The following is a 17,009-nucleotide window of genomic DNA, read 5'->3' as shown; positions in this document are numbered from 1 at the left end:
TCTGGCCCGCCCCGGTGACAGCACTTCGGACCGTCACAGTCGACGGCTCCGCCGTCCACGTCCTGGAGGGCGGCACCGGGCCCGCGGTGCTGATGCTGCACGGCTCCGGACCCGGCACGACCGGGTCCGGCGCCTGGGCAACGACGGCGCAGGCGCTGGGCCCGTCCTGGCGCCTGGTGGCTCCTGACCAGGCGGGTTTCGGCCGTACACCCATCCCAGCGGGCGCCAGAGGTGGGCTCCGGCTGTGGACGGAGCAGGCCGCCGGCCTGATGGATGCCCTCGGTATCGAGCACTACGCCGTGGTGGGTCACTCCATGGGCGGTGCCGTGGCGCTGGCGTTGGCGGCCGCACGCCCCCAACAGGTCACCCGTGTCGTGGCGGTCTCGACGATGGGCGCCCCCGGGGCGCCGCTGTCCGCCGAGCTCGACGCGATCTGGGCCGCCCCCGCCGGCCCGCTCGGAGCACGAGACATGCTGAGTCGCCTCGTCCTCGACCAATCGCTCGTGACCGATTCGGCCGTCGATGCCCGTGCGGCTGCGATGCGAGCGGGGGCGGCCGCATTCGCGTCGTTGTTCCCTCCGCCCCGGGCGCAGTGGGTCGACGACCTCACCCTCTCGGCGCGGACGCTGGCAGCGGTCCGCGCGCCCGTGCTGCTCGTGCACGGCGCCGAGGACCGAGTCACCCCGCTCGGGACGGCAGTCCAGCCCCTGCTCGAACACCTGGCCGATGTCCGTCTGCACGTGTTCGGCCGATGTGGGCACGTGCCGGCGATCGAGCACCCGCACGAGTTCCGGCAACTGCTGTCGTGCTTCCTCGGCCGGGACCGAGGTCGCTGATTGCGGTGGTAGTCCCGCGGCCCGTGCCTGAGCGGATCAGCACCGGCAGGCGTGAACTCGGCCGCGCACGCATGGCAGGTCAGCGGAGCTCAGGCAGCCTACACATTGGATTCCTTCGGAGGACAGTTGTAGACGGCCTCGGACAGGAGCTTCAGTTTCGGCAGGTGGGCGGGCATGACGAGCTGTAGGTCAGCGATGGCATTGACCAATTGAGCCTTCTGTGCGGTGCTGATTTTGCCGCTGTTGGTCTCGATGAACTTGTGCGCGTCCTGGAACTGCTCGGATTTGATGTCATTGATCAATTCGAGCAGATGGACGGTCACCGACACCGCGTCCGGTTCTCCGCCGACCGCGGTGACCATCGCGGTCAGCCGGGCGGTGGTCAGGCCACCATCGACGGTCGTCGCGAACTGCCCGGCAGCTTCCAGTCGCCCTACCGAGGTGAGCAGCGTGGCTGGGCGATCCGCCTCGGTGGCGGCGGCGTAGTCGAAGGCGATGTCGGCGTGGCCGGCGACGCCGAGATCCAGGACCGGAGCGAACACGCTCAGCTCCGGTCGATCAGGCACCCGTTGGATCATCCGTTCGACGAGGGCGAGGTTGGCGGCCATCTGGTCCGCCGACCAGCGCTCCTGCAGCCGGCGGAAGATGTCGCGGCTGGCCCGTAGGTCGGCCGCCCAGATCAGCTCGCCGAGGTCGTCGTCGACCCGGGCGACGGCGCCGGTGGGGCGGGCCAGTGTGCCTGCGGCGTCCAGGACAGCGGCGGAGATGCCCGGCCAGATCTCGTCCGACGTGACGGTTTGGCCGTCAGGCCGTACGGTCGTGGCCTTCCAGCGGTAGCCGAGATGAACGTCGGCGATCCCGGTCTTCTCCAGCGTCGGGTGCAGCACCGCGGCGCCGTACTTCTCCACCACGTCGAGCACCGAGTCGATCGAGGCGAGGGTGACCACGAGCGGTAGTACGCCACGCTGGGCGAGTTGTTCCAGGAGAATGTTCAGGATGGCCAAACGGGAGGCGTGCGCGGGCCGGCCGATATTCGGACTGTCCAGCAGGATCACCGGGCGTGCTCCGGTGGCGGCGCGCTCCAATTTCGTGAGCAGCGATGCCCACGCCGTCTCACCCTGGGCGGAGATGACGTAGAAATCGCCACGCCGGGCGACGGAGTCAGGTAGCCGCAGCGACCACCGGGGTGCAGCGGGCGCGGCGACGCCCGCGTCGACGTCCTGGGGCCGGCCGGAATCCACCTTCGATGCCTTCCCGGTCGCCGTCCCCTGCGGTGTGGCCTCCACCGGGACCGACGCCGTCGCCGCGTCGACGGCGACTGTCGGCACCATGCCGGGAATCAATTCGGCCAGCTCGGACACGGTGGTGTCCAACTTCCGCTTCCGCGCGTGCCATTCCTGCTGGGCCCGTACGTACCGGGTCGCGGCGGCGGTGTTGTCCGCGTCCGCGACCTCCTCCTCGGAGGGCCACTCAGGGACCGTTCCGGGTCCGGTCTGCCCGGTGTCACGCCTCCGCTCCAACTCCGGGCCGAGCCGTTCCAACTCCAGCTCACGGCTCGCCTGCTGCCATTGCTGGAACTGCTCACCCAGGGCAAGCGCATCCGAGTTCACCTGGGCCAGCCGGGCCATCACCGTGGCGTTGTCACTGAGGCCGAGGTGGCGGGCGGCATCCAGCAGATCCATCTGAACCTGCGTCGACTCGGGGACAGTGAGCTTCACCGCCGCGTAGCTGTCGCCCCACGCGTGCGGCACCTCCGCCACGAGGACGATCTCCTCGGTCCACTCCACCAGCGCGCCCGGTGGAGACCCGTACGACATGACGGTCTCGCTGGAGCCGCCGTGCGCCGCGCCCTTGGCGGACCCCGCCGGCCCGCCACTCCACCACGCACCCTCACCGCCGATCCGGTACGACGCCGGATCCCGCACGTCACCGGCCCCGAACGCGTCCGCCACCCGCTCACGGTCGGTCGGCGTCTGTCTCGGCGCCTGGCCCTGGGAATTCGTGCCAACCTCGGCGACGTCGTCCTTCGCGTCGCCGAGGTGGTGTGCGCCTCCGCCAGCGACCGCGGCGGAATCCACCCGGCTCATCGCGGCCTTGACCCCTTCCATGGTGACCTGGAAGCGTCGTACGTCGCGGTAGTAGGACGGAACGATTTGGGCGAGCCGCGCGCGAATCACCCGGCTGTAGACGTTGACAGTCAGCCGGCTCCCGGCCATGTGCGGATCCTCGACCGGGATCTCGCCCGGTTCGGCGATCCGCCGACGGGTCATTCCCCACAGCGCGGTCTGTCCGAGCGCGGTGATCAACTGATGGGCGGCTGCCCCGCCGAGCCTGGTCACCCGGGCGGGGGCACCAGCGAGGTGCAGCGCCTGCGCTGCCGCGGCCTGAGCCAGAGCCGCCCCCCGGAAGTCGGTCACCTGGTACTGCTCCGGAAGCGCCAACGGGGTGTGTTCCCCGGGGAGCAGCTCTGCCGTGCCCGCCTGCCAGCTCAGCAGTTGCTCCTTCGAGGGCACGTACGGCAGGGCCAGGATGGTGGGATCCGGCAGCGGCCGCTGCGGTGCGCCCACCGTTGACAGGTGGTAGGCGAACTTCTCGACCTTCAGGTCATGCCCGATCCGCAGTGTGCCCAACTGTTTGCCGGCGTGATAGGCGCGCAGCTCAATGGTGACCTTTTGCCGCACCTCGGCCCAGGGACCGACCAGTTCGATAATGGTCAGATGCTGGTCGGTGCTGGACTTGAACTGATTGACGCTGGTCGAGGTGCCACTCAGTGCGCTGACGTCCGCCGTGCCAATCCGCTCCCCGTCCCGCCCGCCCTGCCCCCCAGGCTGAAATCCGTACAGGTCGGTCCGGGTGTGAGCGACGGTGGACATCTTGCTGTTGGTGGACGCGCCGGCCACGTCCATCTCGTGGTTTTTCTGATTCGCCACGACCCGGTGGACCGACGGTTCGGTCGCCTTCCCGTCGACATCCGCCGCCAGCACCTGCATCAGCACCTGCACGTGGTCGCGGCCGACCGCGCCCGGGTAGGTGAGCAGGATGGAGATGGACCCGTCGGTGGCCGCCCCCCAGTGGCCGGCGATGAATTCGACGCTTGTCTGGTCCAACACCGCCGGGATGTTCGCCAGGCCGGCCTCGTCGTCCTGGATGACCCGGAGCCCGTCGCCCCATTCGACGAACTGCGGGAGATGGAGGCCGCGCAGCCATCTGATGATCGTGGCGCCCAGCGGCGGGAGGTCCACGTGTCGACCCGCACCGAGGTTGCGGGGCGGGGTCGGAAGTGGACCCGCGGGCAAGGTGAATGGTGGTTGGAACACCCTGTTCGCCAACAGTGGCGCCTGCATCGCCGGTTCGCTGGCGGTCGCCGTTCGCGGCCGGTCGAGAACGCCGCTGTGTCGGGCGTTTTCCTCCATGACGATGCCGCGCGCGGCACTGTCGGTGATCAGGCGGCTGGCCGTGTACCGCTTCGACGGGCCGATCTTCTGCGGGTTGATCAGCACGGCCTGCACGACGAACCGGACCCGCGCTACCAGCGGCACCGCCAACCCGGCGCCAGGGTCCCACGTGTCGACGCGTTCGATGCCGGCGCTGAACGCCACCGTCTCGGTGTGGGTGCGCCGCGCGCTTCGTCGCTGGACCGCCTGACCTCCGAGGGCGCTGGTGCCCGCCTCCCCGCTGCCGCCCAGGCCGGCGGAGGCGGCGACCTCGAACCCTTTCGTACGGGACGCGCTGACACTGGTTAGGCCGCTGAGACTGTGCTCACCACCGTGGTTAACCACACCCAGCGGGCCCGGGCGGGCCTGGTCGACGACCGCCTGGAGGAAGACCTCGCCGTGGGCCTCCGGGATACCGATGATCTTGCCGAGGTTGTGCAGGCGGATCGCCCGGCGGGCGATGCTGGGCAGGATGGCCGCCAACCGGTCCGGGCTGAGTTGCCGGTACAGCTCCAGATGGGACTCACTGCCCGGCGTGATGACGCTTACCCGGGTGCCCCGCTCGAACGCGCCGTCCTCGACCATCAGCCGGCGAGCTTCCACAATTGCCTGCTGGACCGCCAGTATCAGCTCTTCGGAACCGTGTACGTAGGAGACGCTGTCCAAGTCCCGGACACGATGACCATCCACGGGCAGGTCGGTCAGGTCGGTGCCCTGGTCGGGCAAGTCCCGCGCTGCCAGCGTGAGGTCGCTGATCACCGGAGTCGGTAGCGGAGCCTCCGCGGCCAGGTGGAGTTGGTCGACGCGAAGCGTCATGTCCTTGGAGACGGTAAACGCCAGCCACTGCTGGAAGGTCCCCAGATCATCACCGGGCAACGACCGTGCGCCGGGCGTGCTGTCCCACGCTCGGCGCCACAGGTTTCGGAGCACGCCGGTCGCCTCGTCGAGCGCATGCAGTTCGATGGTGAACCGGAGCTCGTCGGCGAAGAGGGCCTGCGCGGTGTCGCCCAGATCCAGCCACACCTCCTCGCTGCCGCTGCCCACCTGAACCCGACGGCTTTTCACGTACCGAAAGCGGATGCCCGAGTGGACGGCCCGGGCAGCCCGGACGTCGATGTCCGGGCCGAAACTCATGGACTTCGCCGTGGCGACACGGGTCCCGGACTCCATGGCGTAGCGCTGACGCAGCAGACTCCTGGGGAGCTTGCGCGCCCGGTGCAGCACGCTCCGCCACACCGGGGCTGGCCTGGTCGTCTCGGCTTCGACATCCCCTTCCGGCTGCTCCACGATCGTGTCGAGGTGCTGCTCGAGAGGATCCTGGGCGGTACGGTTTTCATCCCGCACGCCGAGGTATTCCGGCTCTTCGTCCGGCCGGACCCGCTCTGCGCGGAGCATCAGGGTCAAACCGAGCCGCCGGCCGCCGTCCGGCAGCTCCAGTCGAATCACGACCTGGCCGGCGGTGAGGGTGAGGAATTCGGCGGCAAGACGACTCGGTCCACCCTCGGTGGCGAGCGCCTCCTCGTTGACCAGGGCGTTCATCACCTGCTCGATGACCGCCTTCTTGGTTCGCGGCGCGTCCCAGTTGGGCAGCACGGAGCGTACGTCGGCGTTCTCGGGCAGCGCCAGGATCCGCCGTACCTCTGCCGCGACGCGGTCCGCGAGCTTTTCGGCGCCGAAGATGGTGGCTTGGCCGGTCCGTAGGCGGCCGCCCTCCCACATGTATCTCGCCAGGTGTCGGATCTCGCTGCGTTCCATCATGGTCCGCAGCCGGGCGATCATCTGCTCGTCCGGTCGCTGCGCCCCGGCGAGGGCGCTCGGACCGGCCGTGGGGTTGGGATCGGTTGTCGCCACACCGTCGGTGACAGATGTGGGCGTTGCGGCGGTAACCGCCCGGTATACGCCGGCGGGTGCCTCTTCGAGGGCTCTGACGGTCACCGTCTGGCTCGCGGGCGTGTTCCCACGTTTGACCCAGAAGCGGCGCCGAGATCGGTACGTGGCGCGGAGGATCGTCATGTTGTAACTGGTCTCGACCAGCACCGTCGGAACCGTGAGTTCCTGGCCCACCCGGCTGTTGGTTGTGAGCGACGAGGCGGTACTGGCGGTGCTGGTATGGGTGAACGTCGTGGGTGCCACGTTCACCCGCGCGAAGGGGAGCCGGGCTCCGGCCGCCGGCCGCAGGTACAGACCGGAGGTCGTCTCGGTGGTTGCGTTGGAGTCGGCGACGAATGTGGGCTGTTGTCGCAGCCGGGCGTCGCCGTCCGGGGTGCCGAGCAGCCGCATCGAGGTCAGGCGGGGTTTCGCGGCCAGGCCACCGGCGGCGGCAGGCATGCCGATCCACTCTCGGCTCGCCACCGTCTGCGGTGCCCGGGTGCCTATAAGCATCCGGATCAGTTCGGACGGGGACCACTTGTCGCGGACCGCTTGCCGCGTTCTGCTGCCCGGCTCGACCACCGGTACGTCGTGCAACAGATCGACCGCGTGCTGGGCGGCGTTGCCGTCGCCGATCACCTGCAACGGGAACCGGTTCGACGACAACAGCGCCCGGGCCCCGTCATCCAGCGTGTGTGTCGAGGCGTCCTGATCCGCGATTTCCATCAGCGCGAATCTCTTGGTGATCCGGAACCAGTGGAGCCCGAGATGCTCGTCGACCGGCGTTGCGGTCGGTTGATCCAGCCGTATCCGGAGAGTCACTCCGGCGGCCGTCAGGTAGGCCTCGGAGTCTCCGTACACCACCTGGTAGTCGACGACGGTGCCCGACGTGCCGCCGCTCTGGACGGGCCGGGCATCGAAGACGCCGGCCGACACCGACACGGGAACCCCCGCAGCCTCGAACGGTACCGTCGCGTACCACAGCCCACGCCGTCGAGACTGGCGGTTCCGGTCATTGGTCACCCGGTCCCGGCGGGACTGGGTCATCCGGTTGCCCTGCTCTCGACGCACCTCGTCAGTGGCCACCGGCGTGGGCACCAACTCGACCCAGACCGTGCGGTACTTCTTCCGTTGCCACGACGATCTCCCCGCGACCGGGAGGTCGAACGCGCGGTGGGAGTGCAGGAAGGTGGCCGGCTGCTCACCCAACGCCCGCAGCAGCGGGTCGTCCTTCGTCACGCGCAGACCAAGCCTCGTCAACATGTCGGTGGCCGTACTCTTTAATTCCGTGGACCAGCCCTCGGGGTCGGCAGGCGTGGCCGGGGTGTTGAGCAACTGCGGGATGCGCGCGACGACCTTCCGGACCCTGTCCGCCGTCTCCGCGTCGACCTTCTCGACCAACGACCAGACCGGGTCGGGCCCGGGCGGTGGGCTGACGGTGGCCGTGCCCATCTCCGCGCCGACCAGGTCGGTCGGGGTGGCTGCCGCGGCCGGCGTTCGGGTCGGCGGCGTCGGTGTGAGGTGGGGGCGACCCAGCGCCGGCAGGTTGTCGGCGAACGCCCGAGCCGGCAGACCAGGACGCGACGTGGTCGCCGTTCCGGCCGGCCGTCGGTTCGTGCGGACCGGATCGAGTTGGGCCCGCGCGGGCTGAGCGCCCCGGTCAGGGAGCCGATCCGGTTCGAGCGCGCCGCGCCCGGTCGGTGCGACAGTCAGCAGCGCCTCGTGGGTGGTCGGCCGGCCGGCCGGATCCAGCAGCAGCACCTGGGCGCCCGGGGTGGCCAGTGCCTGGGTCCAAGCGTCCGTAGCCGCGCCCGGGGCGGCGGCAGGCCGGCGCATCGATCCGGCCATGCAGGGGTCGACGTACCGGGGCACGACCACCCCGTCGCGGTCGTCCGCGACCAGCCAGAACGCCCGGTCCGGCTCGCCCGGCACCCGAAACAGGGCGCTCGATCCTGGCACCCGGTGGACCGCCTGATAGATCAGCCCGGCGTCGCCCACCGAGGTGAACGTGCCACCCAACGCGGTCGCCAGCCCGGCCGGATCGGGCCGAACGAGAAAGTCGGCGGGGATGGGCCCGTTCGCGACCCGGCCGTGCAGGACGGCGAAGACGGCGAGGGCGCCGACCAGGCTGTCCGGGGTGGTCATCGGCGCAGCCGCTCCGGAGGGCTCCACCGTGGCCATCCACCGTGCCAACCGGGACACCGACAGCCCCGGGGACGACGTCCGCGCGACAAGTGCCTCCACTCCCGCCGATCGCAGCATCTCCCATCCGCGCTCGGAGAGACGTGCCGGGCCTTCCGGGGCTTGCGTCTGGCGCAACGGCGGCACTGAGCCGGCGGGAAGCTCAATCACCCGCGCTGCGGCGTCCGGTCCGGCCAAGCCGACACCCTGCAACGTCTCCAGGTGCGCGTTGAGCAGGAGCATCAGCTCCGCCCGAGCTATCCGAACGGCCGTGCGCTCCCGGTACCGCCGCCGCGCTGGCGGACGCCGGCCGACGGCCGACGGCTGTAGTGAGGTCCAGGCCGCCGGAACGCCGTTACCCATCGCGGTCGGTCGGATCGCCTCCCAGGCGAGGGCCGCGGCCATATCGGCCAGCCCGTCGGGCCGCTCGGGCGACGTTGGCGCCGCGTCCTCGTCGCGGGTGGTCGTGCCGGTGCTGACCGCCACGCCGGGGTACGGCGCGGCAACGTCCGACGGCAGTGCCGCCGGATGCGCGGTGACGAGATGACGAGCCGGTGTCACCAGCACGTATTCCGCAGCGCCCGAAGCGGCGCCGTGCCCCTGACCGTCGATCCGGACGACCCGATCGCTGTCACTACCGGTGACAGTCCCGGCGGGCAGGCGTACGGGCAGACCGAGCGCGTCCGCACGGGCGATCGCCCCGGCCAGATCCAGACCGGCCAGGGTCGCCGTCGACGGGGCTTCCACCATCTGCGCGATGACTGCCGGCGGCTGCGTCATCAGCGCGGCCAGCGCTGCCGGGGACGCGAGCGCGTCCGCGGCCAGGTGAACCAGATGCACACCCGGCAATCGCTCGGCGAAGAGCACCTCTTCCGGCACGTGGTTGGAGTCGAGGCTGAGGTATTGGCCGGATCGTAGCCAGGTGGTGCTGAATTCGGGACACGCCACGTCTGCCGCCCTCATGACCACCTCCTGGCCGGGAGGTTAACGCCTCATGTTTTCGATTCGGTGACGAAGACCTCGTCGTGCGCTCTGATCGGCATGCTGGCCGCCAGCCGGCCCGAGGGGCGCTCAGGGGTCGATCGAAGTCGGCATCCGCGTCCGGTCGTTGGGGCAGCGCGGGCCCGGACAGGCCAGCCGACATGGCGATCATCGACGATGTTGACTACGATCCGATACCGACACATTACCAAGCGTCGATGTGTGTGCCGGTAGTGAGAGCTCTGGATGCTGGCAATCCGCCGCCGCTACGAACGTGGTGCCGGCCCGAGGATCACGCCGTCTCGACGAAGGGAATCCGGATGACGGAGAGCGCGCAGACCACCGGGAGCCGAACCCTTCCGCCCGCCCGGCCGTACCCGTTCAGTGTGCCCGACCGCCTCGTCGTCGATCCGACCTATGGCGAGCTGCGCGAGAACGAGCCGATGACCCGGGTAAAGCTCCCCTACGGCGAGGAGGCATGGCTCGCCACCCGGTACGAGGACGTCCGTACGGTCCTCGGTGACGTGCGGTTCGGCCGCGCCCCGGCCGTCCAGCGCGACGAGCCCAGGCTCACCGCGCGCCAGCAGTACAGCGGCATGCTGACCATGGACCCGCCCGATCACACCCGGCTGCGCCGGCTGGTGGCGAAGGCGTTCACGGCACGTCGAGTGGAGGCGCTGCGACCCCGAACCCAGGAGATCGCCGACGAACTGGTCGACAACATGGTTCGGCTCGGTCCTCCGGCCGACCTGGTGGAGCACGTCGCCACGCCGCTGCCGATCCAGGTGATCTGCGAGCTGCTCGGGGTCCCGTACGCCGACCGCGACCGTTTCCACACATGGTCCGAGGCGATCGTCTCGACCACCTCCCTGCCCCTGGAAACGATCCAGGAGTACCTGAACAATCTCTGGGGCTACATGGGTGATCTGGTCGCCGAGCGCCGCCGCGAGCCGGGGATCGACGATCTGCTCGGCGCGTTGGTGCGGGCCCGCGACGAGAACCAGGATCGGCTCAGCGAGACCGAGCTGGTGGAGCTGGCCGGAGGGCTGCTCGCGGCCGGCCACGAGACCACGGTGACCCAGATCCCCAACTTCGTCTACGTCCTGCTGCACAATCCGGACCAGCTCGCTCGGCTGCGGGCCGACCCGTCGCTGGTGCCGGCCGCGGTCGAGGAACTGTTGCGGTACGTGCCGCTCGGCGTCGGCTCCTCCTTCGCCCGGTACGCCAAGGAGGACGTCGAGGTCGGCGGGGTGCTGGTCCGGGCCGGTGAGCCGGTTCTCGGTTCACTGTCGTCGGCGAATCGGGACGGTACCGTCTTCGCCGACCCGGACCGGCTGGATCTCGACCGCGAGCAGAACCCGCACCTGGGCTTCGGGCACGGCGTGCACCACTGCGTCGGCGCGCAGCTGGCCCGCATGGAGTTGCAGGTCGCCGTCGCCACCCTCGTGACTCGCCTGCCCGGATTGCGGCTCGCCGTACCGGAAGCCGAGCTGGAGTGGAAGCGGGGCATGTTGGTGCGGGGCCTGCTCGGCATGCCGGTGGCCTGGTGAGCACCGCCTGGCGGATCGGGGTGGACACGCGCCGCTGCATCGGCACGAGCATCTGCGCCGGTACCGCGCCCGAGCACTTCCGCCTGGTCGGCGGCCTGTCCGCGCCGATGGCCGACGTCGTCGCCCCGGCCGAGGTCATCCTCGACGCCGCCGACTCGTGCCCGGTGGAGGCGATCACGGTCCGCGACGCCACCGATGACCGGCTGATCGCCCCGCAGGAGTGACCCGAAATCGCGCCCGGCCGCCTGCGCCGATGAGCTGGAAAGCTGCGATAGTTCGGCAGATCAGCGACGAGGCGGTCGCCTCGGTCAGGAGACCGTCAACTCGAGGAATGGCCGCTGGAAGCCGGCCTCCCTGCTGTTGAAGCCGACCCACGGGCCGTGACCCGCCGCCAGTTGTGCGACGCCGATGCTGATGGGCTTGCCGGCGGCCAGTTGGTCCTTGACATAGCTGGTGAGGTCGAGGCGACGCCACATCTTCTGCTCGTCCGAGCCGATCACGCCGAGAATCGCGCCCAACGCCGGGCGGTCGGCGCAGGTGACGTCCTTCTCCTTCCACGGCGAGTCCACTCTGAGGACGGCCGACGTGGTGAAGTCCGCGTCGGGGTCGGCACCCATCCCACCGTAGAGCCACAGGGTGGCGCTGCGAACCGTGCCGGGGACGGAGGTCGGCTCGAACCGGAGATAGCTCAACCGCCGGTAGTCGGCTACGACCGTCGGGTCGTTCGGATGGTTGCGGATCTCCAGTTGGCTTCCGCAGCCGAAGTTGGTGCCGGCGTAGCTGCCACAGCGGACGAAGGCGTCGGCGGTCGGCGTCATCCGGCGGGCCGGCATGTCCGCGTACGCGTCGGTGGTGTTGGCGTAGATCCGGACCTCGGCGACCACCGTGGAGCTGGTGGACGAGTTGCCCTGCCCGACGAGGCGCACGTAGCGGGCGGTGGTCGGCGTGATCGGGTACACCTCGGCGTTGTCCGTGGCGGCGGAGGAGACGGCTCTGGTCGCGGCGGCCTGCCAGTTGGTGCCGTCGGTCGAGGTCAGCAGGTCGAATGCGAAGCTTCGCTGCGAGCCGAAGGCGAAGGCGACGTTCACCGCGCCGACGGTGCGCTGCGCACCGAGGTCGACGTCGAGGGTCGAGCCGGCCCAGGTGGTGCCCAGGTCGCCGTCGATGGTGTCCGCGGCCCGGTGGGCGTACTCGCCTGCGGTCACCGAGGCGATGGGCAGCGAGTCGCGGGTCTTCCCCGGCACCCGGAAGTGGATCCTGTAGGTCGGGCCGGCGGCCCCGTCCTGGCGGTAGGTGGCCACGGTGGCCGTGCCGGGCAGTTCGATTGCCTGGCTCACCTGGGCGTACCCGCCGCTCTGGCTCACCGGTGTGACCTGCGGTGGGCTGGTGGCGCCGGGGGCGAGCACCACGTCGTACCGGAAGCGGTCCGGCGTGAAACCGGCCACCGGCGCGCCGTCGACGTTCAGCCCGGCCAACTGGGTCGTCGGTGGTGCCGGCAGGGACCAGTTGGCCAGCGGCGTCAGGGAGGGCGCCGCCGGCGGCTGCTCGCCGCCGAACAACGGGGTCAGGCGCAGCGCCAGGGTGGCGTTGGTGACACCGGGCAGGTGTACGACGAGCTTCCGGAGGCCCGACTGGGAGTTCTGCCCCGGCGGGTTGGGGCTGCCCGGCATCGGGGCGGGAAGTCCGACGGACATCGTCGCACCGGCTGGGCCGACGAGTTGCACCGCGAGGCGCTCGTCCCCCCGGTGCAGGGTCGCGGAGCGCCCGTCCGGGGCCAACACGACATCGGCGCGGGTGTGCAGGAAGGACCGGTAGTCGATCGCCGTGGTGGACCGTACCTCGTCCTGGACGAGCACCTGCCGACGGTCGTCGAAGAGTTGGATGCCGCGACGGGCCTGCTGCACGCGGCCGCCGTACATGGCGGTCAGGTCGGTGATGGCATGCCACTGCTGGGGCGAGGAGCCGGTCGACACGATCCGGGCGCCCTGGGCCAGCGCGGTGGACGGCGTCGGGCCCGCACCCAGCAGCATGGTGTTCTGCCCCTGAGGGTGGTTCACGTAATGGTCCCACCGGCCGCCGGTGTTGCTCTGCCAGGTGAAGTAGTTGGCCAGGTCGTAGTCGTCCGCGCCAAGCTCCTCGAACCAGCGTGTCCCACCCGCGTCCAGGACGAACGAACCGGCGTCCAGGTTCTGGTGGCCGGCAACCGGGTCCGACCCGGCTCGCAGTCCCTTCGTCGCGACATGGACGCCGTTCGGATCGTCCCAGTCGCTGCGCGCCGTGGCCACCTCCACGTGCCGGAAGTACGCATCGGTCGCGGCTGGATGGGTGGCTCCGGCGGCGGTCGCCGGGTCGTACCAGAGGACGTCCAGTGGCGTGGCCCCCTCGTCGGCCCGGGCAGCTGCCCAGGCGGCCCACTCGGGCCGCTGGTGACGCTGGGCCAGCCACATCAGATAGGGCACCTGCCGGCCCCCGGCGGTAAGCGAGTTGTAGAAGCTCGTACCCCCGTCGCCGTAGTTGAAGAGCGCTCCCTTGGGTCCACTGATCTGGATGGCGAAGTCACCGGTCTTCGCCAGGCCGGGCAGGCCGGAGAGGCCGAAGTCGGTGCCCGTCGCGGTGGTGAAGGCGGCCAGCCAGGTGACGAGGTATTCAGTGGCGAAGAGCCAGTAGGCCGGACCTTCGGCGTAGGCGCCGTCGGGGCCGTACTCCGCGATGCCGTACTGGATGGAGCGGACGCTGCCGACGAGCAGATCGTTGACCTTGGTACGGACCGCGTCGCCGGCGTCGGTGCCGATCGCCAGCGCTCCCAGCGCGACACCGTTGCAGACGATGTTCCAGTTGTGCGGCGCGGTGAAGTTCCCCCCGCCCAGCAAGGGCAGCGTCGCATCGATGCCGTGCCTGATGATCGCGTCACGGATCGTCGTCCTGTCGCTCGCGGACAGGAACTGGTAGAACCAGTCGTAGCCGATCGCGAGGGCGTGTGTCATCTGCGCGACGTCGAGGAACCTGCTCTGCGGGTTCCAGGTTTGCAGGCCGGCGGCGGCGAGCAGCTCCGCCCTCGCGCGTTGGGCGTACTCCTGCGGGTCGGTCCCTCCGCTGGGGGAGATGTTCCACACCAGACCCAGCGCGTAGATCCGGCGCTTCACGTCGTCGGCGGTGACCTCCCCGCTCGTCAACCGCTCGTTGGTCGGCAGCTTCTCCGCGTTGGTGTCGAGGACCCGATCGGCGCGATCCCGTACCGCGGTGAACCACCGCTGTGCCCGGCTGTCGGTCGCGAGCCGGTTGCGCGCGCTGGCGAAGGTCTCCGCGGTGGCGAGCAGCCGGGGATGCGGCCGGCCGGCGATCCGGGACACGATGTCGGCTGGTGGTTCGATGGCGGCCAGCTGACCGGCTGCCGATCGGCTGACAGCTGGTTCGGCCCCCGCGGCCGGGCCGGGTGCGGAGACGGCGACGAGGCAGGACGCGCCGAGCACCAGGACGGTCAGCCGAGCGCGCCAGCGGGCAGGCGTGATGACAGTCGACACAGACAACCCCCGTTGAAGCGTGACGAGCGCGATGACCGTATCGAGGGCGGTGTGTCGTCACAAGAGGCTGTCCCGCTCTTCCACGAACGGTGCGAGGTAGTCGGATCCAAGGCCGGGCAGTCGCTCGCCGCACCCACCCCGTTGCGCGGGATGGCTCACTTGGCTGTGATGGTTCAGGAGTAGTTCTGTCGGTCCGGTGCTGATGAGCTTCCGGCGAAGGAGTTGGTGGTGAAATCTCGGTCACCGATCGACGTCGTTGTCAGGAAAATAGGTCGCACCCTTGCCGATTACGGGTTCTCTGCCGCTGGCCGGGAGTTTCGGCTCCGGTCGCCGCTTGGTGACTGGGTCGTGGTCGACGTGCAGACGTCGGACGCATCGAACCGGTCGAGGCGCCTCTTCTACGTCAATGCCGGATTCCTGATGAGTGCCAGATGGGATTGGAGCCGGAGCGCCATGGCGAGGGAACGTGAGGTGCCTTCAGTGGTGGATTGCCTCTGGCGGACCCGGTTCGATCCTCGGCTCGGCGACACGTCCAAGCGTTGGGTGATCGACTCCGAGGCGACGCTCACCGCGGTCGTCGATGAGTTGGAGCACGTCCTCCGTCAGGAGATTCCTGGCCTTGTTCGACTGCTCGACCGTGGTCATCTGCAGGACATCGCCGATCAGGAAGGCGGACTGGGCTACGCGACATGGCAGGTCAAGGCATGGTTGCTCGCCGAGGCCGGCAGGCTGGGGGAGTTGGAGCTGCTTCTCGAGTCGCTGGCAGGCGATGACCCGGATCTCGAGGAGGAGGATGAAGAGGAGGATCCCCTCTTCCGGGCCATGCGTCGCCTTGCGACATCGCGCGGGAGCGCGGCGGTGGTGAGAGGTGATGTCTGAGACCACCGTCCGCCGGTCCCGGGAGCTCGCCACTGGCCCTGCCGCCGCTCCGTTTTGTCGGTCTGCTCGGCCCGGCGTGCGTCGCCGAAGATCTGGAGAAATATTCTGGTCGGCGGCAACCTGCAGGCGATGGATCGCATGTACCCGGATGTAAGCAGTGATCGCACGATCCATAGGGGTCCGGAAATGTCTGCACGTCGCCTTCTGCTGATGCCCGTTGCCGCCGTCCTGATCGGAGTGTCTGCCTGCGGCGCCGAGCCGACTCCCGGCCCGAGCCCAACCGCAGTTGCGCCGACGTCGACTGCTGTGGCCACTGGCGCTCCCAGTGCGTCGCCCGCTGTAGCTACCGGTGCGGCCGGGGTTGCCGACTGTCCCTCGGCGGCGACGCTCGAGACCCTGGTCGAGCTTCCGAAGGGCTGGACGTTCGGCAGTGTCCAGTGCGTCAAGGACTGGGCGGGAGCTGATCCGCAGGGCCCGACCGCCGGTGACGGCGTCTACCTGTTCCACTTCGTGGCCGGCACGGGCTGGAAGTACTACGACCAGGGCAGCGGATACGACTGCAAGGACCTCGGCCTCAGCGAGCCGGCGCCGTTCTGCATCTCCTGAGCGGGTTGACCGTGGTCGCTTGCTGTGACGCACACCAGCTATGGTGTGCGCCACAGCCAACCGGCCGCATCGACGCCGCCGCTGCCTGAAGGAATTTGGGGTACGTGGGGGACGAGCGGGGCATGGCGGACTCCATAGACGATCTTTTCTGTGAGTTCGTTCGGACCCGCTCGCCGGCGTTGCTGCGGACGGCGTTCCTGCTCACCGGCGACCGGCACCTCGCCGAGGACCTGGTGCAGGATGCTCTGGCCCGCACGCATCGGGGCCGGCGCCGGCTGGATGATCCCGGGCACTTCGAGGCGTACACCCGCAGAGCCATGTACCACCAGCATGTGAGCTGGTGGCGGCGCCGCAAGGTAGCCGAGTCCCTGCCCGGGGAACTGGCCGACGTGGCTCAACCCGGCAGTGACCATGCTCGCCGTACCGATCTCAAGCTTGCCCTGCACCAGGCTCTCGCCCAACTCACCCAGCGGCAACGGGCCGTGCTGGTGGTGCGGTTCTTCGAGGACCGCAGCGAGGCCGAGGCCGCGGATCTGCTGCAGTGCTCGGTCGGCACGATCAAGAGTCAGACCAGCAAGGCGCTGGCCCGCATGCGGGAGATAGCGCCCGAGCTGCTCTCGGCCGTGATGGAGGAGGCCTGATGACCGACGACCTCGGGCCGCTGCGTCAGGCGATGTCCGATCTGAGCGAGCACGGCGGCACCGCCGACATGTACGAGCGCGCCCTGCTCAAATCGCGGCAGGTACAACGACGAAGGGCGGTCACCACCGGCGCCGTGGCCGCAGCGGTGGTGTTCGCCATCGGGGGTACGGTCGCCTTCGCCGCCCGCCACCGGCCAGACCCTCCGACGCCACCCGCATCCACCCACACCAGTGACGGACGCCAGAATTCCAGCTGTCCGTCGACGCAGACCCTCGGGATCCTGGTCGAGTTGCCGGCGGGTTGGTCATTCGCTTCCCGGGCAGTGGAGTGCGTCGAGACGTGGGCGGCGGCCGACGTGCGGCGTCCGGACGCCAGCGGCGTGATCTACCTGTTCCACTACACGGCCGGCACGGGCTGGCGATTCCACGACCAGGGCACCGGATGGGACTGCCAGGAACTCGGCCTGACCGGGCCGGCGTCGTTCTGCACTTCCTGACCCCATCGGTGGTT

At 69.7% G+C, this 17,009-nt stretch carries 9 protein-coding genes; 7 read left to right on the top strand and 2 right to left on the bottom strand.

What is annotated here, in order from left to right; all coding sequences use genetic code 11:
- The first annotated feature begins 14 nt into the window (after window positions 1–14).
- Window positions 15–836: an alpha/beta hydrolase gene (locus ABGB10_RS16800; protein WP_347661782.1), complete on the top strand. Its 822-nt coding sequence runs from the start codon at window positions 15–17 to the stop codon at window positions 834–836.
- 98 nt (window positions 837–934) lie between these two features.
- Here the strand turns inward: ABGB10_RS16800 and ABGB10_RS16795 are convergent, their stop codons facing one another.
- The gene (locus ABGB10_RS16795; RefSeq protein ID WP_347661781.1) at window positions 935–9,283 is read right to left on the bottom strand and encodes a hypothetical protein; all 8,349 of its coding nucleotides are present in this window, start codon (window positions 9,281–9,283) and stop codon (window positions 935–937) included.
- A gap of 338 nt (window positions 9,284–9,621) precedes the next feature.
- Between ABGB10_RS16795 and ABGB10_RS16790 the strand changes: the two genes are divergently transcribed.
- Window positions 9,622–10,851: a cytochrome P450 gene (locus ABGB10_RS16790; protein WP_347661780.1), complete on the top strand. Its 1,230-nt coding sequence runs from the start codon at window positions 9,622–9,624 to the stop codon at window positions 10,849–10,851.
- Entirely contained in the window at window positions 10,848–11,075 is a 228-nt protein-coding gene (locus ABGB10_RS16785; protein WP_347661779.1) for a ferredoxin, read from the top strand. Before ABGB10_RS16790 ends, ABGB10_RS16785 begins: the two co-directional genes overlap by 4 nt.
- A gap of 84 nt (window positions 11,076–11,159) precedes the next feature.
- On the opposite strand, the gene ABGB10_RS16780 is transcribed toward ABGB10_RS16785, so the two are convergent.
- Window positions 11,160–14,372, bottom strand: coding sequence for a DNRLRE domain-containing protein (locus tag ABGB10_RS16780; RefSeq protein ID WP_347661778.1), 3,213 nt, complete (start codon window positions 14,370–14,372; stop codon window positions 11,160–11,162).
- A 225-nt stretch (window positions 14,373–14,597) separates the two neighbouring features.
- On the opposite strand from ABGB10_RS16780, the gene ABGB10_RS16775 reads away from it, so the two are divergent.
- From ABGB10_RS16775 to ABGB10_RS16760, 4 genes are all read left to right on the top strand, one after another.
- The gene (locus tag ABGB10_RS16775) at window positions 14,598–15,251 is read left to right on the top strand and encodes a DUF4304 domain-containing protein (RefSeq protein WP_347661777.1); all 654 of its coding nucleotides are present in this window, start codon (window positions 14,598–14,600) and stop codon (window positions 15,249–15,251) included.
- A gap of 306 nt (window positions 15,252–15,557) precedes the next feature.
- Complete coding sequence (locus ABGB10_RS16770) at window positions 15,558–15,857, top strand: hypothetical protein (protein WP_347661776.1); 300 nt, start codon at window positions 15,558–15,560, stop codon at window positions 15,855–15,857.
- 122 nt (window positions 15,858–15,979) lie between these two features.
- Window positions 15,980–16,498 (top strand): SigE family RNA polymerase sigma factor, encoded by a 519-nt coding sequence (locus ABGB10_RS16765; protein WP_347661775.1) that lies wholly within the window; start codon window positions 15,980–15,982, stop codon window positions 16,496–16,498.
- Window positions 16,498–16,995: a hypothetical protein gene (locus ABGB10_RS16760; RefSeq protein ID WP_347661774.1), complete on the top strand. Its 498-nt coding sequence runs from the start codon at window positions 16,498–16,500 to the stop codon at window positions 16,993–16,995. Before ABGB10_RS16765 ends, ABGB10_RS16760 begins: the two co-directional genes overlap by 1 nt.
- Window positions 16,996–17,009 lie beyond the last annotated feature (14 nt).

Origin of the sequence: Micromonospora sp. B9E7 (genome assembly GCF_039871815.1) — a bacterium.
Taxonomy (GTDB): domain Bacteria; phylum Actinomycetota; class Actinomycetes; order Mycobacteriales; family Micromonosporaceae; genus Micromonospora.
Note: the sequence above shows the minus strand (reverse complement) of the source record. Positions and strands in the feature narration are given on the sequence as shown.